Here is a 24,780-nt window from a genome sequence, read left to right as displayed (position 1 = left end):
TCAGAGGGCTTTCCTGAGCTGGTCCACCGGCTGGTCGGCGAGGTAGGCCTCCAGCGAATCGTCCAGGGCCTGCAGCCAGGGCGTGTGGTGCGGCGTGGCCAGGGTGCCGGTGATCAGCGAGCGGTGGCACTTGTCGCGGTAGCCCATGATGTTTTCGTACTTGTCCTGCTTCCATTGCAGGAAGGTGTTGTTCACCTCGGCGATGTCGAAGCTGGGGTAGTCGGTGGCCTCGATCAGCTGGCGGATGTACTCGCCCTGGAACTCGAACATCTGCCGGGCGTTCTCCAGGGTTTCCTCCTCCTGGCGCCAGGCCAGGTCCTCGGCGCGCATCAGCGCCGGCTCCGGCAGGGCGATGCGCCCGAGGATGACGTCGCGGGCGTACCAGGCCTGGGCGTCGAACATGTTGAAGCTGTACCACTGGTCCTGCATGCCGAGGTAGATCAGCCGCGGGTTCTGCTCCCAGAACACGCCCTTGTAGAGGTTCAGCGGCCACAGGCGGTTGTCGGTCTTCAGCCGCAGCTCCTCGGGCAGGAAGGGGAAGTGGTGCCTGTAGCCGGTGCACAGGATGATGGCGTCGACGCGCTTGCTGCTGCCGTCGGCGAAGAAGGCGGTGCTGCCCTTGACGCGGGTGAGCAGCGGCTTTTCCTCCCAGTTCTCCGGCCACTTGTAGCCCATCGGGGCGCTGCGGTAGCAGCTGGTGATGGAGCGCGCGCCGTACTTGAAGCACTGCGAGCCGATGTCCTCGGCCGAGTAGCTGCCGCCGACGATGAGCACGTCCTTGCCCTGGAACTCCAGGGCGTCGCGGAAGTCGTGGGCGTGCAGCACGCGCCCGGCGAAGCTCTCGAAGCCGTCGAAGTAGGGCACGTTGGGCGTGGAGAAGTGGCCGCTGGCGACCACCACGTAGTCGAAGGCCTCGCTGTAGGTGCGGTCGTCGTCGTAGCTGTGGGCGGTGACCTCGAAGGTGCCGCTGGCCTCGTCCCAGGTGACGTTGCGCACCGTGGTGTTGAAGCGGATGTAGGGGCGCACGCCGGCCTTGACCACGCGGCCCTTGATGTAGTCCCAGAGCACCTCGCGCGGCGGGTAGGAGCCCATGGGCCGGCCGAAGTGCTCGTCGAAGCTGTAGTCGGCGAACTCCAGGCATTCCTTCGGCCCGTTGGACCAGAGGTAGCGGTACATGCTGCCGTGCACCGGCTCGCCGTGCTCGTCCAGGCCGGTGCGCCAGGTGTAGTTCCACATGCCGCCCCAGTCGGCCTGCTTCTCGAAGCAGACCAGTTCGGGAATGTCGGCGCCTTTTTCCTTCGCCGACTGGAAGGCGCGCAGCTGGGCCAGGCCGCTGGGGCCGGCGCCGATGATGGCGACTCTTTGCTTCATGTCCGGTGCTCCACGTTCGTAGTTGTCAGGAGAAGATCACGGTCTTGTCGCGGTTGATGAACACGCGGTGCTGCAGGTGGTACTTGAGCGCCCGGGAGAGGGCGACGGTCTCGGTGGCGCGGCCGATGGCCACCAGCGCCTCGGGGCTGTAGGCGTGGTCCACGCGCTGCACTTCCTGCTCGATGATCGGGCCCTCGTCGAGGTCGCTGGTGACGTAGTGCGCGGTGGCGCCGATCAGCTTCACGCCGCGCTCGTAGGCCTGGTGGTAGGGCTTGGCGCCCTTGAAGCCGGGCAGGAAGGAGTGGTGGATGTTGATGGCCTTGCCGGAGAGCTGCCTGCACAGGTCGTCGGAGAGGATCTGCATGTAGCGGGCGAGCACCACCAGTTCGGTGCCGGTCTCCGCGACTATCTTCAGCAGCTCGGCTTCCTGCTGGGCCTTGGTGTCCTTGGTCACCGGCAGGTAGATGAAGCGGATGCCCTCGCGTTCGGCCATGGGGCGCAGGTCGAGGTGGTTGGAAACGATGGCGGTGATCTGCATGTCCAGTTCGCCCTTGGCGTGGCGGTAGAGCAGGTCGGCCAGGCAGTGGTCGAACTTGCTGACCATCAGCAGCACGCGCATCGGCCGCTGGCTGTCGAACAGCTGCCAGTGCATGTCGAAGGGCACGGCGACGTCCTCGAAGCCGTCGCGCAGGGCCTGGATGTCGCCCTTGGCGTCGGCGTCGAAGCGGAACACGGCGCGCATGAAGAAGCGCCCGGTGATCTCGTCGTCGAACTGCGACAGCTCGCTGATGTAGCACTGCCGCCCGGCCAGGTAGGTGCTGACGGCGGCGACTATCCCGGAGCGCGCCGGGCAGTCGATGGTGAGGATGTAGTGGGTGTCCATTTGCGTTCTCGCGGCGTGGTGGAAGGCCGCCCGGCGGGCCGGGCGGAGGCGCTCAGCCCTTGGCGGTGCGCTTTTTCTTCTCGGGGTCGTCGAAGGGCAGGGTGTGGGCGATGGCGCCGGCCTGCAGGCTGCCGCGCACCTGCAGCGGCACGCCCTGCTCGGCGCAGTTGGTGCTCAGGCGGGCGATGGCCATGGAGCGGCCGGTGAGGCGCGAGTACATGGCGCAGGTGATCAGCCCCACCTCCTGGCCGGCGTGCCACAGGGTGTCGCCGGCCTGGGCCGCCTGCTCGCCGTCGAGCAGCACGCCGAAGATGCGGAAGCGCTCCTGGCCCTTGAGCCGGTAGTGCTCGCCGGCGCCGCGGAAGTCCTGCTTGCCGGGCGACACGGTGAAGTCCAGGCCCAGCTCCCAGAGGCTGTCGCCGGCCTTCTCGTCGGCGAAGGGGTACATCTGCGAGTTGTCGTAGGGGTAGAACAGCAGGTAGCTCTCCACCCGCAGCCAGTCCAGGGCGGTGAAGGCGCAGGGGATGATGCCCAGGTCCTTGCCCTTTTCCAGGATGCCGTCCCAGATCGCCGGGGCGTCGGCGGCCTTGCAGAAGATCTCGTAGCCGCGCTCGCCGGTGTAGCCGGTGCGCGAGATCATCACCGGGTGCCCGAACAGCTTGCCCTGCAGGTGGTGGAAGTAGGGCAGCTCGCGGATGCCCGGCACGTGCTCGGCGAGGAAGTCCACCGCCAGCGGGCCCTGCAGCGACAGGTCGTGCAGGTCGTCGTCGAACAGCACCGCGACCTGCCGGCCCTGGGCCGAGCGGATCAGCATCTCGTGGCCGCCGCCGGCGCCGTGCACCACCATGAAGGCGTTGGGCCCGGTGCGGTAGACGATGCAGTCGTCGGCGAACTTGCCGTCCTCGTCGAGCATGCAGGCGTACACCGACTTGCCCGGGTACAGCTTGGAAATGTCGCGGGTGGTGGCCCAGTCCAGCAGGCTCTCGGCGTGGGGGCCGACGTAGTGCACCTTCTTCAGCCCGGACACGTCCATGAGGCCCGCGCGGGTGCGGATCGCCTCGTGGTGGTCGGCGAGGTCGCTGGCGTAGGTCCAGGCGGTGCCCATGCCGTTCCAGTCCTCGAGTTTGGAGCCAAGTGCCAGGTGGCGTTCACGCAGGGCGCTGATGCGCCAGGAATTGGCCATGGGGTGATCCTCTTGTAGTGGGTGGCGGTTCTTCAGGCTTGCGGATCGAACGGCCGCAGCCAGTCGAGCAGGGCGCCGCGGTAGCGGGTCAGGCCCTTGTAGTCGGCGATCGGCTCGGGCAGGTCGCGCAGCACGCGGTACAGGCGCCGGGCCCAGTGCGGCTGGGTGGCCAGCTCGTTCATGCCGATCAGGTAGGTGCGGATGCTGAACATCAGCGCATGGCTGCGCGGCAGGCGCGCCATCACCTGCAGCTCCACGCGCAGGTGCACCAGCTCGCCTGCGTTCTGCGCGGTGACGGTGCCGCGGTCGGCGCCCCACTCGTGGTAGGTCTCGGGCGAGGTGTCCAGGCGCGGGTTGATGGTCATGGTCCAGTTCAGCCGGCGCATCGGCTGGCCCACCTGCAGGTTCAGCAGGTACTTCAGGGCGCGGTCGAAAATGCCCATCTGGTGCGCCATGGGCACCGGCGAATGCCACTGCTTGAAGCTCATGCCGGCGTCGAAGGCCAGCGACCAGTCGGCCGGCCCGGTGACCATGCCGGCGTCCATGAACAGGTCGCCGTCGCGCTGGTCGAGCAGCGCGAAGTCGCCCTGCACCTGGCGGGTGATGTATTCCAGCGGCTCGCAGGGCAGGGTGGCGGCGTCGCCGTAGGTGAAGTGCTGGTGGATGCCCAGGGCCAGGTTGCGCCACTCCCAGCGCTCGCCGTCGCGGCGCAGCTGGAAGTACTGCGGGTAGTCGCTGGCCAGGCGCTCCATCAGCAGCGCCAGGGCGTCCCAGGCGGCCGGCTGCATGTGCGGCATCACCAGGCAGCGCGACGGGTCGCGCTCCAGCACCAGGGCGCGCTCGGCCACCTCGGAGCGGTAGTGCTCGTCGATGTCGAACAGGTGCTCGAACACCGAGCCCGGGTCGCGCGGCACCGCCGGCTCGATGTTCACCGAGTACTGGTACTGGTCCTCCGGGAAGGGGAACGGGAAGCGGCGGATGGCCTCCGGGCTGTTGGCGAAGCTGAAGGATTCGCGGTAGCGCTCCACCGGCTTGAGGGTCGTGGGCATGGCGTCGGGTCTCCTAGAGGTCGAGCAGGATCGGGCCGCAGCCGCGGGATACGCAGGGCATCAGGCTGCCTTCGCGTTCGCGGCTGTCGAGGAAGTGGTCGCGGTGCTCCACCTCGCCCTTGAGGTAGGGCGTGCGGCACTGGCCGCAGACCCCGCCGTGGCACAGGCTGGGCACTTCCACGCCGGCGCCTTCCAGGGCTTCGAGCAGGCTCTGCTCGGCGCCCACGTCCAGCTGGCGGCCGCTGCGCGCCAGCTCCACGCGGAACGGCTGGCCGGGTTCGGGGGCGGCGAAGGCTTCCCAGTGCACCCGCGAGTCGCTCCAGCCCAGCGCCGCGGCCTGCTCGCGCAGGGCCAGCAGCAGGCGCTGCGGGCCGCAGGCATAGACGTGGCTGCCCAGCGGGCGGTGGCGCAGCACCTGGTTGAGGTCCAGCGCGCGCTGCACGCCGTCGTATTCGTGCAGGCGCTCGCCCAGCAGCTCGCGCAACTCGCCCAGGTAGGCGTCGCTCAGGCCGGCGCGGTAGGCGTAGTGCAGTTCGAAGTCCGCGCCGCGGCGCAGCAGCTCGCGGCAGTGGGCGAGGAAGGGCGTGATGCCGATGCCGCCGGCCACCAGGATGTGCCGGCGCGCCTCGCCGTGCAGGGCGAACAGGTTGGCCGGCGCGCCGACGCGCAGCCGGTCGCCCACCCGGAGCTGTTCGTGCAGGTAGCGCGAGCCGCCGCGGGACTTCTCCTGGCGGCGCACGGCGATGCGGTAGTGGCTGGCGTCGGCCGGGTCGCCCAGCAGCGAGTAGGCGTTGCGCAGGCCGTTGGGCAGGCACAGCTGCACGTGGCTGCCGGCGGAGAAACCGGGCAGCGCGCCGTCCATGGCCTCGAAGGTGAATTCGCGGATCACCGGGGTGATGGCGCGCACGGCGCTCACCCGCACGTCGAAGAAGGCGCTCATGGGCGGGCCTCCGCATAGGGCTGGTCGGCATCGGCGCACACACCCAGGTAGGCGCCCAGGCGCTGGGAGAAATGCCGCCGTACTTCGAGATGCACGCCGCAGTGCTGGCAGTCGTGGCGGTCGCCGCTGCCGGTGCCCTGCAAGGTGCCGCAGTGCACGCAGTACAGCGTGCGGGTGTCCTCGCCGCGGCGCAGCAGGTGGATCTCGTCGGGGCGCAGGCCGGCCTGGCGGGCCAGGGCGTGCAGCGGCCAGAGGAAGGCCTCGTCGCCGCACAGCAGCAACTGCAGGCCGACGCTGGCGCTGTCCAGGCGTTCCAGCAGGGCGCGCTGCGGGCCCTGCGGGCCGCTGGCCAGCAGTTCCAGCTCGCCGGGGGCCAGGCCGAGGCGGCTGGCCAGGGCATGGGCGTAGTCGGCGTCGGCCCGCTGCATCACCAGCAGCGCGTGGCCGCCGGCCAGGCGCGGCAGGGCGTCGTAGCGGGGCAGGCTGGGCAGCGGCGGGGCGCTGCCGGAGAGAGCGGTATCGGTCATGGCTTCCTCGCTGGGTGGGCCGCCGCCGTGCCCGATCCTGAGGCGCGGGGCCTTGAGTTGGTGCGCATCCGGGCGCTGGCGGCGGCGAACTTTCGTGTTTCGCGTTGGGGAAGATATTTTCCTGATGCGAATAACCGCTCAATCCGCAGGAGGTGATATCTCCAAAGGGGTAAGGGCCGCGGGGAGGCCGCGCCGGGGGCATGAAAGTTGCTGCCTGTATGGCACTTGCGAACGAGGGCTGGGCATGGGTGCACGGCGTGCGGGGTGGCTGGATCTCTGGCGGCAACGATGGCTTGCAGGCGCCGTCGCGGCCGCGCCGCGGCGCGCCGAGGCCGAGCTGCTGCGGGGCCTGCTGGAGGAACCGGGCAGTTGGGCGCCGCTGGCGCGCCTGCTCGCCGACCTGGCGGCGGCCCATCCGGAGGCGGCGCCGTGCCTGCTGCTGGACGAGCCCGGCCTGGCGGAGCCGCTGCGGCGCCCGGCGGCCTTCTGCGCCGAGGCCGACTGCCCGCTGCGCGACCTGCCGGCCCTGCGCGCCGGCCCGTGCCGCCCCTGCCGGGCGCGCGGCGAGCCGCGCCAGCTCTGGCCGCTGGAGCAGGGCGGCCAGGCCGCGCTGGCGCTGCAGGACTTCACCGGCCGCCAGCACCGGGCGCTGCTGGCCTGGCTGCCGCTGCTGGCCGTCAGCGTCCACGGCATCGCCCGGCAGCGTGCGCGGCTGCGCCTGGAGCGCCACGGCCAGGACACCCTGCTGGCCCGCGAGCTGCACGATTCGGTGGCCCAGCAGCTGGGCTTCCTGGCCTTCCAGGCGAACCGCCTGCAGGGCCAGCTGCAACGCCCGCAACAGGCCGCGCCGCTGCTGGAGGAACTGCGCCACGGCCTGCAGGCGGTGCAGCGCCAGGTCCGCGAGCTGATCGGCAACGCCCGCCTGAGCCTGGACGGGCGCAGCCTGCGCCAGTCGCTGCTGGATTCGGTGGAGGAATTCGGCCGGCGCAGCACCATCGTCTTCGAGCTGGACAACCGCCTGCCCGACGGCCTGCTCGACGACGAGCAGGCCCTGCAGGTGCTGCAGATCGTCCGCGAGGCGCTGGCCAACATCGTCCGCCACTCCCATGCGCGCACCGCGCGCATCGACCTGCGCCTGGCCCGGGGCGAGCTGCGGGTGGCGGTCGAGGACGACGGCATCGGCCTGCAGGCCAGCGGCGAGACCGGCCACTTCGGCCTGTCGATCATGCGCGAGCGGGCCCTGGCCATCGGCGCCAGCCTGAGCGTGAAGACCATCCCGCCACGGGGCACGCGGGTCGCGTTGCGGCTACCCGGCGTGGCCGCCCAACCGGAGGAGAAAGCCGATGCACAACGCCACCTTGCTGCTGATCGATGACCACCCGCTGTTCCGCCGCGGCCTGGCCGAGCTGTTCGGCGAAAGCGGCGAGTTCACCGTGGTCGGCCAGGCCTCCAGCGGCCGCGAGGGCATCAGCCTGGCCTGCCAGCTGAGCCCGGAGCTGATCCTGCTGGACCTGCACATGCCCGGCCTGGGCGGCCTGCAGGTGCTCGACGAGCTGCGCCAACTGGAGCTGGACAGCCAGGTGATAGTACTCACCGCCTCGGCCGAGCGCACCGAGCTGGCCGCCGCCCTGCGCCTGGGTGCCGAGGGCTACCTGCTCAAGGACACCGAGCCGGAGGCGCTGCTGGCCTACGTGCGTGGCTGCAGCCGCGGCTCGGTGCAGCTGGACGACAGCCTGGTGGCGCTGCTCGCCGAGCCCGCGCCGGCCGCGGCGCCGGCAGCGGACGAGCTCACCGCCCGCGAGGGCCAGACCCTGGCGCTGATCGCCCAGGGCCTGAGCAACAAGCGCATCGCCCGCGAGCTGGGCATCAGCGACGGCACCGTGAAGATCTACGTGAAGAACCTGCTGCGCAAGTTCCACCTGGGCTCGCGCCTGGAACTGGCCGCCTGGGTCCACCGCGGCGGCGGCCTGCAATGAGGAGGACGAGCATGGCGACCCCGCCCGCCGACACCCGCGACGACGGCGACCGCTACCCGGTGGCGCTGCTGCACCTGGACGGCCGCGGCCGCATCCGCCGGGCCAACCGCGCCTGGCGCACGCTGATGGGCGACAGCGGCCTGGGCGAGGAACTGGCCGCCTGCCTGCACCAGGAGGACCTGCCCGGCTGGCGCGCGGTGCTGAGCCAGGCCCGCCAGGGCCAAGGCGCGCGGCAGTGCCTGCGCTTCATCGACGCCCACGGGCGCCTGCGCTGGTTCGACGTGCAGCTGGACGGTGACGCCGAGGCGCTCTACCTGTCGCTCAGCGACGCCACCAGCCAGCGCCGCCAGGACGCCCGCCTGGAGGCCAGCCGGCGCGGTGCCGCCAGCCTGCTCGACGGCCTGCCCGGGCTGATCTACCGCGGGCGCAACAACCGCCAGTGGACCATGGAATTCGTCAGCGCCGGCTGCCTGCAGCTCACCGGCTACCCGGCGCAGTACCTGACCGACACCTACGAGCACAGCTACAGCACGCTGATCCTCGAGGAATACGCCGAATACGTCTGGGCCGGCGTGCAGCAGGCGCTGCTGCGCCGCGAGCCCTACGAGCTGACCTACCGCATCCGCTGCGCCGACGGGCGCATCAAGAACGTCTGGGAGAAGGGCGTGGGCATCTATGCCGACACCGGCGAGGTGCTCGGCATCGAAGGGGCCATCTTCGAGGTGGCAGCGGAGCCGCCGGCAACGCTCCCCTGACGATCTGTCCTGCCGCGACCGCGCGCCTGGTCGATACTCAAGCGGTCATGCCGGCAACCGCCGGCGCGCGGGAGGACGAGTGCGATGACGAAAGAAGAGGACGACGCTGCTGCCCTGATCACGGCGCGGATCGCCGAGCTGGGCGACTGGCGCGGCGAGGTGCTGGCGCGGGTGCGGGCGCTGGTGCACGAGGCGGAGCCTGAGGTGGTCGAGCAGTGGAAGTGGCGGGGCGTGCCTGTGTGGTCCCGGGCCGGCATCCTCTGCACCGGCGAGACCTACAGGCAGGTGGTGAAGCTGACCTTCGCCAGGGGCGCGGCGCTGGAGGACCCGGCGGGGCTGTTCAATGCCAGCCTCGAAGGCACGACGCGGCGGGCCATCGACATCCACCAGGGCGACGTGCTGGACGAGGCGGCGCTGCGCGCGCTGATCCGCGCGGCCGTGGCGCTGAACCTGGCGAAGCGCCGCGGCTAGCGGCGCGTCAGTGGCTGTTCATGCCGGCGGCGGCCATGGCCAGGCGGATCAGCTCGGCGGCCAGCAGGACGCTGCCGACGCCGCCCAGCCACAGGGCGGCCAGCCACAGCAGTTGCCGGCGCAGGGGCCGGCTGGGTTCGGCGTTCGGCTGCTGCGTCGGCAGCGTGGGGTTCGGGGGGGGGTCATGCGGGCTCCGGGGTGCCGGGCGGCACCTGGGTTTCAGTGGCTCATTCGCTCGGGTCTTCCCCGGCGAGGATGGTGCGCGCCTCGGCGAAGCATTTTTCCGCCAGGGCCGAGCGCGGCTCGGTGCGCCGCTGCAGAAGGCCGATGGGGCTGTGGATGCTGGCGCCGGCGATGGGGGTGATCTTCAGGTGCTCGCTGAGGGTTTCCAGGCCGCAGTTCAGCGGCATGATGGCGCAGCACATGCCTTCGCCGATGGCCTGGATCAGCTGGAAGCTGGAGTCGCTCTCCAGCACCGGCAGCGGGTCCATGCCGCGGCTGCGGAAGCTCAGGTCGACGGACTGGCGGTAGTGCATGCCCTTGCTCAGCAGCCCCAGGGGGATGTCGTTGAGCCTGTCCCAGCGCAGCTCGCCGTCGTCGAACTGGAAGTGCCGCACGTCGTGCAGCAGGCCCATGGTGGTGGTGGCCAGTTCCAGCACCTCGAAGTAGCTGGTGTTGACCTGGTCGAGGTAGCAGATGCCCAGGTCCAGCTGGTTGCGGCTGAGGCCGTCGATGATCTGCTCCGAGCTCAGCGACGACAGCTGGAACTGCAGCTCCGGGTAGCGCTGGGACAGCGGCTTGAGCACCTGCATGGGGTTGAAGCTGGACAGCGGCACCAGGCCCAGGCGCAGGCTGCCCACCAGTTGCCCGCGGCAGCTGGCGGCCTCGGCCAACAGGCCGTCGTAGGCGGCCAGCAGGGTGCGGGCCCAGGCCAGGATGCGCTCGCCGGCCTCGGTGAAGCCCTCGAAGCGCTGGCCGCGGGTCACCAGCACCAGGTCCAGCTCGTCCTCGAGGTTGCGCAGGCGCATGGACAGCGTGGGCTGGGTGATGTGGCAGAGCGCGGCAGCCTGCCCGAAGTGCCGGGTCTGGTCCAGGGCGATGAGGAACTTGAGCTGCTTGATGTCCATGGGAGCTGCCTGTCGGGTGGTGGGGGCGAAGGCCTGGCCGGTGTCGTTCTAGTGTGTAGCCGAACGTGCGGCGCTGCGCCGTCGGTCTCGTCGTGGGGCTGCTCGTCCGGCCCGGATGAACGGCACGTTACCGGGCGTTGCGGGCGGCGTCCAATCGTTGCTGCCGACCGCCCGATAGGCCGGTCCCATCATGCGTGAAAGCAGGCCGCGAAAGGCCGGAAGCGCCGATAGAGAGCGTCGATCGTTCAGTCTGCCATATCGATTGGACGGGGTATGGGGTTGTCTCTAGCGTGGCTGCGAATTCCCTGTTCGGAGATGAAGGCGTGAGCGTCAAACCCAATGCGGAATTCGTTCCGCTGAATATCGCCGTGCTGACCGTCAGCGATACCCGCACGTTCGACAACGACACGTCCGGCGAGCTGCTGGCCAGCCGCTCGGTGGAGATCGGCCACCGCCTGGCCGCCCGCGTGCTGCTCAAGGACGACCTGTACAGGATCCGCGCCCAGGTCGCCACCTGGATCGCCGACGATGACGTCCAGGTGGTGCTGGTCACCGGCGGCACCGGCTTCACCGCCCGCGACAGCACCCCCGAGGCGGTCGCCTGCCTGCTGGACAAGCAGGTCGAGGGCTTCGGCGAGCTGTTCCGCGCGCTGTCGATCCTCGACATCGGCACCTCCACCGTGCAGACCCGCGCCCTGGCCGGCCTGGCCAACGGCACCCTGGTGTGCTGCCTGCCGGGCTCCACCAATGCCTGCCGCACCGCCTGGGAAGGCATCCTCGCCGAGCAGCTAGACGCCCGCCACCGGCCCTGCAACTTCGTCGCCCACCTCAAGCCCGGCAAGCCCTGCGAATCGCGGCAATGAACCGCGCCTCGCCCTTCAGCTGAGGATGCAGTCCACCGGCGCCAGCGGCGGCGGCAGCGAGCGCTCGCCCAGGGCGCCGAGGATGTCGCGCTCGATGACGCGGACCATGGCGTCGGTGGGCAGGTCGTTCTCGTCGCGGCCGAAGGGGTCTTCCAGCTCGTTGCTGATGGCGTCCAGGCCGAAGAAGGTGTAGCTGACGATGGTGGTGAACAGCGGCGCCATCCAGCCCAGCGGCTCGGCCATGGCGAAGGGCAGCAGGATGCAGAAGATGTAGATGGTGCGGTGCAGCAGCAGGGTGTAGGGGAAGGGCAGCGGCGTGCCCTTGATCCGCTCGCACACCGCCTGCGCCTCGCTGAGCCCCACCAGGCGCTGTTCCAGGGTGACGTAGCGCCACTCGCCGAGGGCGTTGCAGCGGGCCTGCGCCGAGCAGGCCCCGCCGACCTGCTGGAGAATGCCGTCGCTGACGTTGTGCAGTGCCACCGGCGCATCGGCCGCCAGCCACGGCCGCGCCGCCTGCAGTTCGTCCTCGCCCCGCAGCCGCGCGTTGAGCGCGTGGGCATAGCCGCAGAGCGCGCGCAGCAGCTTCTCGCGCAGCGCCTGGTCGCCGATGGCGACGCTCTCGCGGATGAACGAGCGCATCTCTACGACCACCTTGCCCCAGGCCTTGCGGCCCTCCCACCAGCGGTCGTAGCAGGCGTTGTTGCGGAAGCTCATGAAGATCGACAGCGACAGCCCCAGCAGGGTGAAGGGCGTGGCGTTGACCCGCGCGAAGAACGCCGGGTGACGGGTCTCGACCAGCACGATCAGCGCCGCCAGCAGGGTGACCATCAGGCTGCGCCAGGCGATGCGCCTGGCAATGGACCCCTTGAGCGTGAACAGCACGCTGAACATGTTGGGGTGGGGGTGAACGATCATGCTGCGTCCGTGGACAGGGGGAGGGGCGACGAAGCGCCCCGCCATGGGGGGCGGCTCGTCTGCCGGGGCATCTCTGGAAGCGTCGGAAGTTCGTTTCCAAGGCTGTGGCTACAGCCTTGCGCCGAGGCTAGAGAGCCACTCGAAGAGCGTCAAATCGCTTTTGATTACCAGCCGATAAGTGTGCTCTATCGGCATGGGAATTCGCGTTGTTGAATTGTCCATCCGGTAACCCGGTATTCAATACAGTGGACCGGACGCGTTGTTCTGCAGATATCGGAAGCGGTAGCGCAGGCGTAATCCCATCAGCACGGTAATTGCGCAGAGCCCGATGGCCAGCCCTATCCAGATTCCGGCTATCCCGAGATCCAACGTGAAGCCGAAGAGGTATCCACATCCGAGCCCCACGATCCAGTATCCGAAGAATGCGATCAGAACAGGGATATATTCATCGCGAGTTGCACGTACGGCATGGTAAAGGACTGTTTGAGCCGCATCGAAAAACAACGACAGACTGGCGGCGACAACGAAAGTGCCGAGTACGATATCTACGTCATCCGCATTGACGTTGCCATCTTCCGATAGAAAGATGGCGGAAACCAGGTCCGGCGAAAAGATCAGGCCGCTTGAGATGAACGCTGCAATTACAAAACTGAAGGCAAGGGCGATTCCACAGACTCTGTAAGCGATTGAGTAGTTCTTGAGCCCTATGTTTTTTGCAACGCGGATCATCGTGCCTTCGCCAAACCCGAGCACGACGAGAATGCCCAGCTCCAGCACCGCGTACACCATGTTGTGAGCGGCCAGGGCCTCCACGGACAATGACCCCACCAGAATGGCGACGACGGCAAACATGCCGTTCTCAAGCAGGGCAATCACACCCTGGCCGCCACCCACGCGCAGGATATGTACGAGAATTCTGCGTTCCATCTTGAGGATATTGGCCATCAGGGCGGCATGGATGCCCGGCATCCACCGGTAGACGTAGACTGCCAGCGCTACAAACATCGCGAGGTTCACAAGGGCGGTCGCGTACCCGGCACCTGCAACGCCATGCCTGGGCAATGGACCAAAACCGAAGACGAAAATGATGCTGAGCGCCAGGTTGGCCGGCACAGCCATGAGTGCAATCCCGGTTATGGGGGCCGAAACTTCGAGGCCGATCAGGAGGCTTCTCAGCCAGGCGAACAGAAGTGCTGGCGGCAGTGCCCAGACTATGGCGTGGGTATAGGCTTCGATGATCGGCAGTAACTCGCGTTGCAAGCCGGTCAAGGCCAGGAGATTCGACATGAACCCTATTACCGGCGCGATGAGCACGATCATCATGATGCACACCCAGAAACCCTGTGCGCCGTAACGACCGACTTCATTCTCCTGCACCGAGCCGGCGCATTTTTCCGCGACCAGGACGCCCACCACCGAAATGACGGAAATCCCGACGACCACGAATACCCAGAAGAACGTGATCGCCAGTCCGACCGCCGCAAATTCCAGTGCACCGAGTCTGCCGACGACAATCAGATCGGTCAGGACCAGGAAATGGCCTACCACTTCGATCACCCCGATCGGAATGGCAAGGTTGAGCAGTTTTCTGGTCTGGTCGAAGGGGCGTGCATGCGTCAAGGTCTATATCTCTTGTTGAACTGATGTATGGAACTTGGCGCTGCGACTCGACAACCCTTCCTTTGCCTGCATCCAATGCGTTCCTGATGCAGGCAACCATGGACTCGGCCGGCCGCCAATCCGCAATTCCTGTAGGAATATCGGGGATGCCGGAAATAGCTGCTTTCCGGCTGGGCGAAGTGTTGACCATTTATTTCGGGCAATAGGGGATGTGGCAAGTTGTTGCGCTGCCGGCTTTCAGCCGCTGATCAATGCCTCTGCTTTGCGCAGCGGCATACTTCATCAGGGATTTACTCTGGTCGGAGTTCCCCGGATTGGAACCCTGGAAAGTTCGGCTTGAGCCTGTTCTTACTGATTATCCTGGCCAGGGTTTCCCCTGCGCGTCAGCCCTCGGCCAGGCACACCCGGTCGCGGCCCTGCTGCTTGGCCTGGTAGAGCAGGCGGTCGCAGCGGGCTAGCAGTTCGTCCGGCCCGGCGGCGCCGTCGGACAGCCCGCCGCCCAGGCTGATGGTCAGGCGGCAGAGGCGGTCGGGGCGGTGCAGGTGCTCGATGTCCAGTTCCGCCACCCGCTCGCGCAGGCGTTCGGCGACCTGGCGCAGTTCCTGCGGGCTGGCCACCTGGAGGAGGATGACGAATTCCTCGCCGCCGTAGCGGAACAGCTGCGCCTGGCCGCTGCGCAGGGCCTCGGCCATGCAGGTGGCCACCTCGCACAGGCAGCGGTCGCCGGCCGGGTGGCCGTAGTGGTCGTTGTAGGGCTTGAAGTAGTCGATGTCGGCCAGCAGCAGGGCGAAGGGCCGGCCGTGGCTGCGCATCTGCCGCCAGCTCTGCTCCAGGCGCAGGTCGAAGGCGCGGCGGTTGCCGATGCCGGTGAGGGCGTCGGTGGCGGCCAGCTCCTGCAGGCGCTGGTTCAGCTCGGCCAGCTCGGCGCGCTGGCGCTGGCCTTCCAGGTCGGCGAGGAAGGCCCGGCGCACGCCATGGATGTTGGTCCAGCTGATGAACAGGCTGAACACCAGCACCGGCAGGTAGACCAGGGTGAACACCAGCACCGCCTTGGGCTCGCCGGCGTGGATCAGCGCCACGTTGCCGAGGATCACCGCCGAGATCGCCAGGGAGCAGGCGAGGATGCCGGCGAAGGAATAGCGCACGCCCAGGTTGGCGAGCACGATGAACACCACCGAGGCGTAGAGGAAGGTGGGCACGTCCGGCGAGGCGCTGCGCTTGAGCAGTTCGAACCAGGCGATGGCCGAGACGATGTCGTGCAGCGGCATCAGCAGGTCCATCAGCAGCACGCTGCGGCTGTGGCGGAACACCAGGTAGATGTTCAGCAGGCCGACCAGGCTGAGCAGGCCGCGCACCAGCAGCGACTGCAGCGCCATGTCCGGGATCAGCGCGGCGTCGGCGAAGACGTAGGCGTCGTAGGCCGCCATGGCGATGAAGTTGATCGCCAGCAGGAAACCGCGGTAGTGCTGCAGCACGTAGGCGCGCAGGGCCGGCCGCAGGTGCGCGGGGATCTGCCGTTCGCCGCTGGCCGCGGGGTACTCGGGTAGGCTCATGGTTCCCGCCTGTGGCCGTTCCATCGGTATGTCGCACGCAGGGCCACGCCCGACAAGTTGTCGCAGGAATGTGTCGGCAGCCCGTGCAGCGACTTGAGCGGGCGTGCGCGTGGGCTGCCGTGCGGCTCACAGTTCATCGAGCATCTCCCGGCCCACCTGCAGCGCACCCTTGAAGTCCAGGGCCTGGACCAGGTCGTTGAAGCGCAGGAAATGCCGCGGCCAGGCGTGCTGGTGGCGGGCCAGCGCCTCCAGGCGGTCGAGGGCGTCGAGGTTGCCCGATTCCAGCAGGGCGAGGATTTCCTCCAGCCGTTCGCGCACCTGCGGGCGGCTGAGCTGCGCGGCCGTGCCTTCGGCCAGGCCCGGCGGTTCGGCGAACAGCGCCTGCAGTTCGCCCAACGTCACCGCCAGCAGCTGGCGCAGCTCGTCCACCGGCAGGGCGGCCAGCGCGTCCGCCTGGGCCTCGGCCGGGGCGCGCAGCAGCTCGGCCTCCAGGGCCGCGCAGCGTTCGGCCAGGGCGCTGGCGCCCATGGTCCCGGCGCTGCCCTTGAGGGTGTGCAGCAGGCCGGCGCCGGCCTTCACGTCGCCGCTGCCGCGCAGCCGGTCGAGGCGCTCCAGCAGCTTGTCCATCTCCGGCTCGAAGCTGCGCAGCACGCGGTGGATCAGCTTCTCCTCGCCGCCGAAGCGCCCCAGCACGCTGTCGCGGCTCTCGACGATGGCGTCCGCCGCTGGTGCCTGCGGCGGCGCTTCGCGGACGGGCTGCCGCGCTTCCAGGTGGGCCAGCAGGCAACCGACCAGGCGCTCCTTGTCGATCGGCTTGGCGATGTGGTCGTCCATGCCCGCCAGCAGGCAGGCCTCGCGGTCGGACTGGGCGGCGTTGGCGGTCATGGCGAGGATCGGCAGGGCGGCGAAGCGGCCGTCGGCGCGGATCCGCCGGGTGGCTTCCAGGCCGTCGATGTCCGGCATCTGCACGTCCATCAGCACCGCGTCCAGGGGCACGCCGCCGTGGCACACCTGCTCGACGCCTTCCAGGCCGCCCTCGGCCAGCAGCACCTCGGCGCCCTCGCTGGCCAGCAGCTCGGCGGCCACCTGGCGGTTCAGCGCGTTGTCCTCCACCACCAGCAGGCGCCGCCCGGCCAGGCGGCGGGCGCTGGCCACGGGGGCGGCGGGCGCTTCGGCGGGTTCGCCGCCCAGGGCCTGCTGCACGCTGTCGGCCAGCTGCCGCGGGGTGACCGGCTTGGTCAGGAAGTCGATGAAGGGCGGGGTGTCGCCGTCGCGCACGTCGGCCAGCACCTCGCGGCCGTAGGCGGTGATCATGATGATGGTCGGCGGCGTGCGCGCCCCGGCCTCGCGCTGGATCAGGCGCGCGGCGCGCAGGCCGTCGAGGTCGGGCATGCGCCAGTCCATCAGCACCACGTCGTAGTGCTGGCCCTGGCGCGTCGCCTCGCGGTAGCGCGCCACCGCCTGCATGCCGCCGCTGACCTGGTCGGCGTGCCAGCCCAGGGACTCGCAGGTGCGCAGCAGCAGCTCGGCGGCGCTGGGGTTGTCGTCCACCACCAACAGCCGCAGCGGCCGGTCGATGACGGCGCAGCCGGCCTTCAGCGGGCGCTCGCCGACCACCGCCAGGTCCAGGTCGAACCAGAAGTGGCTGCCGTTGCCCAGCCGGCTCTCCACCTGCAGCCGGCCGCCCATCAGTTCCACCAGGCGCTTGCAGATGAACAGGCCCAGGCCGGTGCCGCCGAAGCGCCGGGTGGTGGAGGCCTCGGCCTGGGTGAAGCTGTCGAAGATGCTCTGCAGCTGCGCCGGGCCGATGCCGATGCCGCTGTCGCGCACGCCGATGCGCAGGCGCAGGCGCTCGCCCGTGCGGCCCAGCTGCTGGACGCTGACCACCACCTGGCCGTGGTCGGTGAATTTGATGGCGTTGCCGGCCAGGTTGATGAGGATCTGCTGCAGGCGCAGCGGATCGCCGAGCAGGCTGCCGGGCAGGTTGGGGTCGATGTCGAAGAGCATCTCCACGTCCTTGCTGCCGAGGTTGCCGGAGAGCACCACGGCGAGGTCGCGCATCAGCGCCTCCAGCTCGAAGGGGTGTTCCTCCAGCAGCAGCTTGCCGGCCTCGATCTTGGAGTAGTCGAGGATGTCGTTGAGCAGGCCGAGCAGGGCGTTGGCGGCGGAGTGGGCCTTGTCGATGTAGTCGCGCTGGCGCGGGTTCAGCTCGGTCTGGCGGGCGAGGAAGAGCATGCCCAGCACGGCGTTCATCGGCGTGCGGATCTCGTGGCTCATGTTGGCCAGGAAGCTGGACTTGGCCGCGCTGGCGGCGTCGGCCTGTTCCTTGGCCTGGCGCAGCGAGGCCTGCATCTCGCGCTCGCGGGTGATGTCCAGGTTGATGCCGGTGACGCGCAGCGGCGTGCCGTCGGCGTCGTACTCGACGCGGGCGGCGGCCTGGATGTAGCGCACCTGGCCGTCGGGGCGATTGATGCGGAAGGTCGGCTCGTAGTGGCCGCGGCCTTCCACCGCGTCCGCCAGGCTGGCGAGGGTGGCGTCGACGTCCTCCGGGTGCAGGCGCTCGCGCCAGTGCTCCAGACACAGGCCGTTGCCGTTCAGCGCCGGCGGCTGCTGGTACAGCTCGAACATGCGCTCGTTCCAGTGCAGGGTGTCGTCCGCCGGGCGCCACCACCAGATGCCCAGGCCGGCCGCCTCGGCGGCCAGGGCGAGCTGGTCGTGGGCCAGGCGCAGGCGGTCCTCGGCGGCCCTGCGCTCGGTGATGTCGACGGCGATGCCGAGGTAGCCGCTGACCTGGCCGGCCTCGTCGCGGATGGCGGTGACCACCAGGCTCATCGGCACCCGGCTGCCGTCCTTGCGCACGTAGGTCCACTCGCGGGTCTCGGCGCCCTGGTCCTCGGCCTTCTGCACCAGGGCGCGGAAGCCCGGCACCGGGCGGCCGTATTCCTCGCTCAGCTGGGCGGCGCGGGCGGCCAGTTCTTCCTCCAGGTGCAGGTGCTGCGGCGTGACCTGGCCGACCACTTCCTCGGCACGGTAGCCGAGCAGGCGCTCGGCGCCGCGGTTGAAGATGCGGATGACGCCGCCGGCGTCGGTGGCGATGATCGACACCTCCGAGGCCGAGCGCAGCACGTTGGTCAGCAGGCGGTTCGCCTCGGCCAGTTCCGCGGTGCGCTCGGCCACCTGGCGCTCCAGGCCGCTGTTGAGTTCGCGGATGCGCGCCTCGGCGGCCTTCTGCGCGGTGATGTCGCGCACCGTGGTCGAGGTGCCCACCACCTCGCCGCGCGGGCCGAGGATGGGCGAGGCGGTCAGCGACACCTCGATCAGCCGGCCGTCCTTGTGCCGGCGCTGGGTGTCGAAGGGCGGCAGGCGCTCGCCCCGGGCCACGCGCCTGAGCAGGGGCTCCTCTTCCGCCGCCCGCTCGGCGGGCACCAGCAGCCCGTTGGCCTGGCGCCCGAGCACCTCCTCGGCGGCGTAGCCGAACAGCTTCTGCGCGCCGGCGTTCCAGCTGGTGATCTCGCCCTGCAGGTTCTTGCCGGCGATGGCGTCGGCGGAGGATTCGACGATCGCCGCCAGCCGCGCCTGCTGCTCCTGCACCTGGCCGCGGCGCTGGCGGCTGACCGCCGTGGCTCCCAGCAGCGCGGCCAGCAGCAGGCTGCCCAGGCAGCCGGCGCCGAACACCAGGGGCGGGGAGAGCGGGTGCAGGCGCTGGACGAAGGCCGGGTGGGCGCTGAAGTCGATCTGCCAGCGGCGGCCGAACACGTCGCGCTGCAGGCTCTGCGGGTACAGCCGCGGCGCCTTGGCATCGTCGCCGCTGCTGTAGAAGGTGTCGCCGGGGATGCCGTCGGTCACGTCGGCGAGCTGGAAGTGCACCGCGGGGTCGTCCAGGTGCAGGTCGTCCAGCACGTCGCGCATCAGCAGCGGCGCGTAGCTCAGGCCGATGGCCTGGGCCTGGCGCCGCTCGATGTCGGCGGGCGTCGCGCCGCCGCGGTAGATGGGCAGCAGCATGAGGAAGGACTGCTGCGAGGCGCCCGAGGCCTGCACCAGGGTGATGGGCGCGCTCAGCCGCGGCAGCCCGGTGCGCAGCGCGGCCTGGGCGGCCTGGCGGCGGCGCGGCTCGGAGGCCACGTCCAGGCCGATGGCGGCCAGGTTCGCCGGCTCCGGCTCCAGGTACTGGATGACGTAGCGCTCGCCGGGGTTGGGCGTCACTTCGCGCACGGCGAAGTCCGGCCGGCCCTCGGCGCGGGCGCTGCGCAGGAAGTCGTCCAGCGCCTCGGCCGGCACCCGGCGGATGAAGCCGAAGCCGCGCGCGCCGGGGAATTCGCTGGCGATGTCGCGGGTCTGGGCGTAGCGGTGGAAGACCTCGCGGCTGATGTGCGCCTCGCCCGCGGTCAGCACCGCCCCGCGGGCGCCGCGCAGGCCGTACTGGTACAGCTCGATGCGCGCCAGCACGGTGTCGGCCAGGCGCCTGGCCTCCTGCGCCACGGCGGCGCTGGCCTGCTGCTCGTTGCCGCGCTGCACCAGCCAGGCGCCCAGCGCCGAGCAGAACACGCCCAGGGCCAGCGCGGCCCAGGACCAGCGGTTGAACCTGAGGTTGCCCGGTGTCGTCTTCACCCGATCCTTCCCGTTGCGCTCGTGCCTGTGGTCATGGCTGCAGGCCGTCGGCCAGCAGGCGGCTCATGTCGTCGCGGGGCACCGGGCGGCAGTAGAGGTAGCCCTGCATCACCGGGCAGCCCAGCGCCACCAGCGCGCTCTCCTGGTTCGGGCATTCCACCCCTTCTGCCACCAGCTCCAGGTCCAGGGCCTGGGCGAGCTTGATGATGGCCTCGATGATCGCCGAGTCGCTGCGGTCCTGGAGCATGTCGCGGACGAAGCTCTGGTCGATCTTCAGGACGTTCACCGGGAAGCGCTTGAGGTAGGCCAGGCTGGAGTAGCCGGTGCCGAAGTCGTCGATGGCGATGCGCACCCCCAGGTCGCGCAGCGCCGCCAGTGTCTGGCGCGAGGCGTAGCGGTCGCTGGCCAGCACGCCCTCGGTGATCTCCAGCTCCAGGTTGCCCGGCTGCATGCGCGTCTGGGCGAGGATCTCGGCCACCTGGCCGACGAAGTTCTCGTTGCGGAACTGCACCGCCGAGATGTTCACGCTGACCGTCAGCGGGTGGCCGGCGTCGTTCCAGGCGCGCGCGTCCTGGCAGGCGCGCAGGAGGATCTGCTGGCCGATGGGCACGATCAGCCCGGTTTCCTCGGCCAGGGGGATGAACTCCGCCGGCGGCACCAGGCGGCCCTCGCCGTCGCGCCAGCGGATCAGCGCCTCGACGCCGACGATGGCGCGCGTGGCGGCGTGCACCTTGGCCTGGTAGAACACCTCGAACACGCCCATCTCCAGGGCCAGGCGCATGTGCCGCTCGAGCAGGTGGCGGGCGCGCATGCGGCTCTCGATGTCCGCCGAGAAGAAGCTGTATCCGTTGCGCCCGGCGGCCTTGGCCTGGTACATGGCGGCGTCGGCGTGGCGGTAGAGGTCCTCGGCGCCGTCGCTGTCGTCGGGGTAGAGGCTGATGCCGATGCTGGCGGTGAGGTGGTAGCTGGTGCCGCGGATGACGTAGGGCTCGCCGAGGGCCGCCTGCACCCGCGCGGCGAAATCGCCGATGGCCTCCAGGCTGTGCACCTCCGGCAGCAGCACGGCGAACTCGTCGCCGCCGGGCCGGCACACGGTGTCCATGGCCCGGCAGTGCCGGCTGAGGCGCAGCGCGGTCTCCTGCAGGATGGCGTCGCCCAGGGAGTGGCCCTCGGCGTCGTTGATCGCCTTGAAGTTGTCCAGGTCCAGCAACAGCAGGCCGACGCGCTGCTGGTTGCAGCGCGCGCCCTCGATGGCCTGGGCCATGCGGTCGCCGAGCAGGGCGCGGTTGGGCAGGTTGGTCAGCGGGTCCTGGTTGGCGAGGATCTTCGCCATGTGCCGCAGGCGCGCGTGGGTGCGGATGCGCGCGCGGGCCACCGGCAGGTTCATCGGCTTGGTGATGAAGTCCACGCCGCCCATCTGCAGGGCGCGCAGTTCGTGGGCCACCTGGTCGTAGGCGGTGACGAAGATCACCGCGGCGTCGCTGAGCTTGGCGTCGGCCATCAGCGCCTGGCACACCTCGAAGCCGTCCATGCCGGGCATCTCGATGTCCAGCAGGACCACGTCCGGGCGGATGCGCCGGGCCAGCTCGAGGGCCTGGCGGCCGTCGGCGGCGAAGTGCGTCACGCCCAGCCCCCTGGCCGCCTCGCCCAGCAGCTGTATGTCGCTGACCTGGTCGTCGACGATCAGGATGACCGAGTCGAAGTTACGCGGATCTTCCGGCATTCCCTTGCTCCAGCGGAAAACTTCTGTAGGAGAATTCTGGCATGAGGCTAGCCTAGATCATGAGGGCCCACCCCTGCATGATGTCAAATTGATATTCCTTGTCGGGGACGCTCCGTGGCCGGCGGGCGATAAGCTGTGCCTGCCAGCCGATGGGTAGCCATGACGTCAGAACGCCATTATGGATAGACTCAGGGCAATGGCCGACTTTCCTGGCGGCATCCGTGGATGCCTGAGCGAGCAGTGTGCAGATGCAGTCCGTGAGTACTGGGTGCGCGATGGAGAGTGTGGGCGAGCGACATCATGCCGGGCTGCTGCGCCTGGCGCTGGGGCACCTGGCCCTGGACGCGGCGGCGCTGACCTGCGACGGCGGCGGCGCCTGGCGGCTGTGCGCCTGCCTGGGCCTGGGCGCGGAGGACAGGGCCTGGCTCGAATGCCTGGGCGGGCCCTTCGACGGCGGCGTCGCGGGGTTGGCCGCGCGCTGGGCGTTCCTGCGCATCTGCCCGGTGCGCGCGGCCGACGGCCAGTTGCTGGGGCAGCTCTGGCTGCTGGGCGAGCGCCCGCGTGAACTGGACGCCAGGCAGGGCGAGGCCCTGGCCGAGTACGCCGGCATGGCCGCCGCGCTGCTGGAGCTGGAGCGCGGCGCCGAGCGCACCCGCGCCACCGAGCGGCGCCTGGCGCTGGCGGTGGAGGGCAGCGGCACCGGCATCTGGGACCGCCACGTGCCCAGCGGCACCATCCACTATTCCCGCGGCTGGAAAGCCCTGCTCGGCTACGCCGAGGAGGAGATCGGCGAGCGCATCGAGGAAAGCTACACGCGGGTGCACCCCGACGACCTGGCCTACGTCAGGGCGACCCTGGAGGCGCACTTCGCCGGGCGGACCCATGCCTACGAGGTGGAGCACCGCCTGCGCCGCAAGGACGGCAGCTACATGTGGGTGTGCAGCCGCGGCAAGGTGGTCGAGCGCGACGACCAGGGGCGGCCGCTGCGCATGCTCGGCACCACCACCGACATCACCGCCCAGCGCGTGCTGGCCGAGCGCCTGCGGCAGAACCTGGAGCTGCTCACCAACCTGACCAACGAGATTCCCGGCATGGTCTTCCAGTTCCGCCGCCTGCCCGATGGCTCGGCGCGCTTCCCCTACGTCAGCGCCGGCTGCCGGGAAATCTACGGCATGGCCCCGGAGGACCTGGCCGACGGCCCCGTCGAGCGCATCCGCGGGATCATCCATGCCGAGGACCTGCCGCGCTACCTGGCCGCCCTGGAGGTCTCGGCGCGGACCCTGGTGCCCTGGGAGATGGAGTACCGGGTGCAGTTGCCGGGGCAGGGCGTGCGCTGGCGCCAGGGCCATGCCCACCCGCGCCTGCAGGCCGACGGCAGCGTGCTCTGGCACGGCTTCATCACCGACATCACCGAGCGCAAGCGCATCGAGGCCGAGCTGCAGGTGCTGGCCACCACCGACTTCCTCACCCAGTTGCCCAATCGGCGCTGCTTCATGCACCAGCTGCAGGCCGAGCTGGGCCGCGTGCAGCGCGGCGGCGAACGCAGCGCCGCGGTGCTGATGTGCGACCTGGACCACTTCAAGGCCATCAACGACCGCTGGGGCCACGCGGTGGGCGACCTGGCCCTGCGCCACTTCGCCGACATCCTCGCCGGCCTCGTGCGGCGCAGCGACAGCGTCGGGCGCATGGGCGGCGAGGAATTCGCCGTGCTGCTCAGCGACGCCAGCCGCGAGAACGCGGTGGCCTTCGCCCAGCGCCTGCAGGAGCACCTGGCGCAGACCCCGCTGGTGCACGCCGGCGAGCGCATCCCGCTGACGCTGAGCATCGGCGTCGCCGACATGCTCGCCGGCGACGCCACGGCCGAGGCGGTGCTGTCGCGCAGCGACCTGGCGCTGTACCGCGCCAAGCAGGCCGGGCGCAACCGCATCGAGTACCTCTAGGGGGCCACGGCGGGCCGGATGACGGCCCGATGGGCTATGGTGCATGGACCACTGCCCAGGGGAGGCCACCGTGAACCCGCAAGTCGAAGTGCAGGTCGCCGGCATGGACGAGGAGCCGCTGCTGGCGGCCATGCTGCCGGGCTACCTGCGCGAGCTCGGCGTCGAGTCGGACCTGTACCCCTACCTGGCGCTGTACTGGGTGGAGCCCGGTCGCCGGCCCTACCTGATCCGCGTCGACGGCCAGGTCGCCGGCTTCGCCCTGGTGCGCGCCCTGGAGCGGCCGGGCCTGCACGAGCTGGCCGAGTTCTACGTCGGCCAGGCGTTCCGCCGCCGGGGCGTGGGCCGTGCCGCGGCCCGGGCGTTGTTCGCCCGCCAGCCCGGCGACTGGCAGCTCAACGTGCTGACCGGCAACCGCGACGCCCTGGCATTCTGGCTGCGGGTGGTGCCGCGCGGCACCGTGCCGCTGCCGGTGGACGACCCCGACGCCTGGCCGCACCTGCGCTTTCGCTTTCACGTCGGCTGACCCTTGCCAGGCGCCGCCGCGCCGGGCAGATTGGCGCCCGTATTCATTCCCCGAGCCCTGGAGCCCCCCATGCCGCACTTCACCGCCACCGTCACCGTCAGCGCCGAGCACCGGGGGCGCGAAGCCGAGGCCGTGGACAACCCGGCCATTGCCGTCGAGCTGCGTACCCTGGAGCCGGGGGTGATGGAGCTGGTGTTCCAGGGGCAGTTGGATGCGCCGGACGAGCCGACTCACGTCTGTGTGAGCCTGGACAACGGCCTCAACTACTATGGCCCGATCACTGGTGGCAGTGCGGACGAGAAGGGGGGGCGGATCAGTTTCGAATGCGACATGGTCGAGCCGGAACTGCTGGTCTGATCGCTTCACCCCCTGTAGGAGCGAGCTTGCTCGCGAACGGAGTGTCCCGGTGGCTTCGGTGTTTGAGGTCAACTCCGTTCCCTCTCCCCAACCCTCGCCTACGCGGCCCGCCCTGAAGGGAGAGGGGGCTGTCCTGAGCGATGTGTCGGTCAGGCGCCATCCTCCTACCCCTAACCTCAACCCCGTCATTCCCGCGAACGCGGGAACCCAGAGACTTTTGCGTTGGGCTCGGCGTAGCGCGCCGCTCCGAGTGTTCGGATATCTCTTGTTTCGCCCCCTCGGGCGAGTCACTTTTGTCAAACGCCACAAAAGTAACCAAAAAGGCTTGCCGGTACGACTCACCCACATAGGTGACAAATCGGTTCAGGCACATGGGTAACAGTTTCTAACCTGCAG

Annotated in this window: 20 protein-coding genes; 8 read left to right on the top strand and 12 right to left on the bottom strand. The window is 69.6% G+C overall.

Going from position 1 to position 24,780, the window contains the following annotated elements; translation table 11 throughout:
* From CHC02_RS15475 to CHC02_RS15450, 6 genes are read right to left on the bottom strand one after another with little or no spacing between them, the layout of a single operon-like run.
* Complete coding sequence (locus CHC02_RS15475; protein WP_089392351.1) at positions 1–1,371, bottom strand: flavin-containing monooxygenase; 1,371 nt, start codon at positions 1,369–1,371, stop codon at positions 1–3.
* A gap of 25 nt (positions 1,372–1,396) precedes the next feature.
* Positions 1,397–2,254 (bottom strand): formyltetrahydrofolate deformylase, encoded by an 858-nt coding sequence (purU, locus tag CHC02_RS15470; protein WP_089392350.1) that lies wholly within the window; start codon positions 2,252–2,254, stop codon positions 1,397–1,399.
* Between the two features lie 52 nt (positions 2,255–2,306).
* Positions 2,307–3,437 (bottom strand): aminomethyl transferase family protein, encoded by a 1,131-nt coding sequence (locus CHC02_RS15465; protein ID WP_089392349.1) that lies wholly within the window; start codon positions 3,435–3,437, stop codon positions 2,307–2,309.
* A gap of 32 nt (positions 3,438–3,469) precedes the next feature.
* Positions 3,470–4,486: a heme-dependent oxidative N-demethylase family protein gene (locus CHC02_RS15460; RefSeq protein WP_089392348.1), complete on the bottom strand. Its 1,017-nt coding sequence runs from the start codon at positions 4,484–4,486 to the stop codon at positions 3,470–3,472.
* A gap of 13 nt (positions 4,487–4,499) precedes the next feature.
* A complete protein-coding gene (locus tag CHC02_RS15455; protein ID WP_089392347.1) occupies positions 4,500–5,426 on the bottom strand; it encodes a PDR/VanB family oxidoreductase in 927 nt (308 codons plus the stop codon).
* Positions 5,423–5,953, bottom strand: coding sequence for a dimethylamine monooxygenase subunit DmmA family protein (locus CHC02_RS15450; protein WP_089392346.1), 531 nt, complete (start codon positions 5,951–5,953; stop codon positions 5,423–5,425). The genes CHC02_RS15455 and CHC02_RS15450 overlap by 4 nt, the downstream gene beginning before the upstream one ends.
* Positions 5,954–6,197: 244 nt before the next feature.
* Between CHC02_RS15450 and CHC02_RS15445 the strand changes: the two genes are divergently transcribed.
* The 4 genes from CHC02_RS15445 (at position 6,198) to CHC02_RS15430 (ending at position 9,155) form a co-directional block, all read left to right on the top strand.
* Positions 6,198–7,328, top strand: a complete 1,131-nt coding sequence (locus CHC02_RS15445; protein ID WP_089392345.1) for a sensor histidine kinase — start codon at positions 6,198–6,200, stop codon at positions 7,326–7,328.
* The gene (locus tag CHC02_RS15440) at positions 7,297–7,929 is read left to right on the top strand and encodes a response regulator (protein WP_089392344.1); all 633 of its coding nucleotides are present in this window, start codon (positions 7,297–7,299) and stop codon (positions 7,927–7,929) included. Before CHC02_RS15445 ends, CHC02_RS15440 begins: the two co-directional genes overlap by 32 nt.
* An 11-nt stretch (positions 7,930–7,940) precedes the next feature.
* The gene (locus tag CHC02_RS15435) at positions 7,941–8,684 is read left to right on the top strand and encodes a PAS domain-containing protein (protein WP_089392343.1); all 744 of its coding nucleotides are present in this window, start codon (positions 7,941–7,943) and stop codon (positions 8,682–8,684) included.
* A gap of 84 nt (positions 8,685–8,768) precedes the next feature.
* Entirely contained in the window at positions 8,769–9,155 is a 387-nt protein-coding gene (locus CHC02_RS15430; RefSeq protein ID WP_089392342.1) for a DUF1801 domain-containing protein, read from the top strand.
* A gap of 227 nt (positions 9,156–9,382) precedes the next feature.
* Here CHC02_RS15430 and CHC02_RS15420 read toward each other — a convergent pair whose 3' ends face one another.
* Positions 9,383–10,282 carry a LysR family transcriptional regulator gene (locus tag CHC02_RS15420; RefSeq protein ID WP_089392341.1) on the bottom strand — a complete coding sequence of 300 codons (900 nt, stop codon included), beginning with the start codon at positions 10,280–10,282 and terminating at the stop codon, positions 9,383–9,385.
* A gap of 323 nt (positions 10,283–10,605) precedes the next feature.
* Here CHC02_RS15420 and moaB point away from each other — a divergent pair, with 323 nt between their 5' ends.
* Positions 10,606–11,145, top strand: a complete 540-nt coding sequence (gene moaB, locus CHC02_RS15415) for a molybdenum cofactor biosynthesis protein B (protein WP_089392340.1) — start codon at positions 10,606–10,608, stop codon at positions 11,143–11,145.
* Positions 11,146–11,160: 15 nt separating this feature from the next.
* Here moaB and CHC02_RS15410 read toward each other — a convergent pair whose 3' ends face one another.
* From CHC02_RS15410 to CHC02_RS15390, 5 genes are all read right to left on the bottom strand, one after another.
* A complete protein-coding gene (locus CHC02_RS15410) occupies positions 11,161–12,060 on the bottom strand; it encodes a bestrophin family protein (protein WP_089392339.1) in 900 nt (299 codons plus the stop codon).
* 237 nt (positions 12,061–12,297) lie between these two features.
* Complete coding sequence (locus tag CHC02_RS15405) at positions 12,298–13,680, bottom strand: MATE family efflux transporter (protein WP_089392338.1); 1,383 nt, start codon at positions 13,678–13,680, stop codon at positions 12,298–12,300.
* Positions 13,681–14,063: 383 nt separating this feature from the next.
* A complete protein-coding gene (locus CHC02_RS15400) occupies positions 14,064–15,233 on the bottom strand; it encodes a GGDEF domain-containing protein (protein WP_089392337.1) in 1,170 nt (389 codons plus the stop codon).
* A 126-nt stretch (positions 15,234–15,359) separates the two neighbouring features.
* Positions 15,360–19,841 (bottom strand): PAS domain-containing hybrid sensor histidine kinase/response regulator, encoded by a 4,482-nt coding sequence (locus tag CHC02_RS15395; protein ID WP_089392336.1) that lies wholly within the window; start codon positions 19,839–19,841, stop codon positions 15,360–15,362.
* Between the two features lie 31 nt (positions 19,842–19,872).
* Positions 19,873–21,564: a putative bifunctional diguanylate cyclase/phosphodiesterase gene (locus CHC02_RS15390; protein ID WP_089392335.1), complete on the bottom strand. Its 1,692-nt coding sequence runs from the start codon at positions 21,562–21,564 to the stop codon at positions 19,873–19,875.
* A gap of 248 nt (positions 21,565–21,812) precedes the next feature.
* Here CHC02_RS15390 and CHC02_RS15385 point away from each other — a divergent pair, with 248 nt between their 5' ends.
* The 3 genes from CHC02_RS15385 (at position 21,813) to CHC02_RS15375 (ending at position 24,384) form a co-directional block, all read left to right on the top strand.
* Positions 21,813–23,504, top strand: a complete 1,692-nt coding sequence (locus CHC02_RS15385; protein ID WP_089392334.1) for a sensor domain-containing diguanylate cyclase — start codon at positions 21,813–21,815, stop codon at positions 23,502–23,504.
* 70 nt (positions 23,505–23,574) lie between these two features.
* Positions 23,575–24,027: a GNAT family N-acetyltransferase gene (locus tag CHC02_RS15380; RefSeq protein WP_167364794.1), complete on the top strand. Its 453-nt coding sequence runs from the start codon at positions 23,575–23,577 to the stop codon at positions 24,025–24,027.
* A 69-nt stretch (positions 24,028–24,096) separates the two neighbouring features.
* Positions 24,097–24,384 (top strand): hypothetical protein, encoded by a 288-nt coding sequence (locus CHC02_RS15375; RefSeq protein WP_089392332.1) that lies wholly within the window; start codon positions 24,097–24,099, stop codon positions 24,382–24,384.
* Positions 24,385–24,780 lie beyond the last annotated feature (396 nt).

The organism is Pseudomonas delhiensis (assembly GCF_900187975.1).
In the GTDB taxonomy this organism is placed as follows: Bacteria; Pseudomonadota; Gammaproteobacteria; order Pseudomonadales; family Pseudomonadaceae; genus Pseudomonas; species Pseudomonas delhiensis.
The sequence above is the reverse complement of the archived record's forward strand: the minus strand, read 5'-3'. Positions and strand labels throughout refer to the sequence as shown.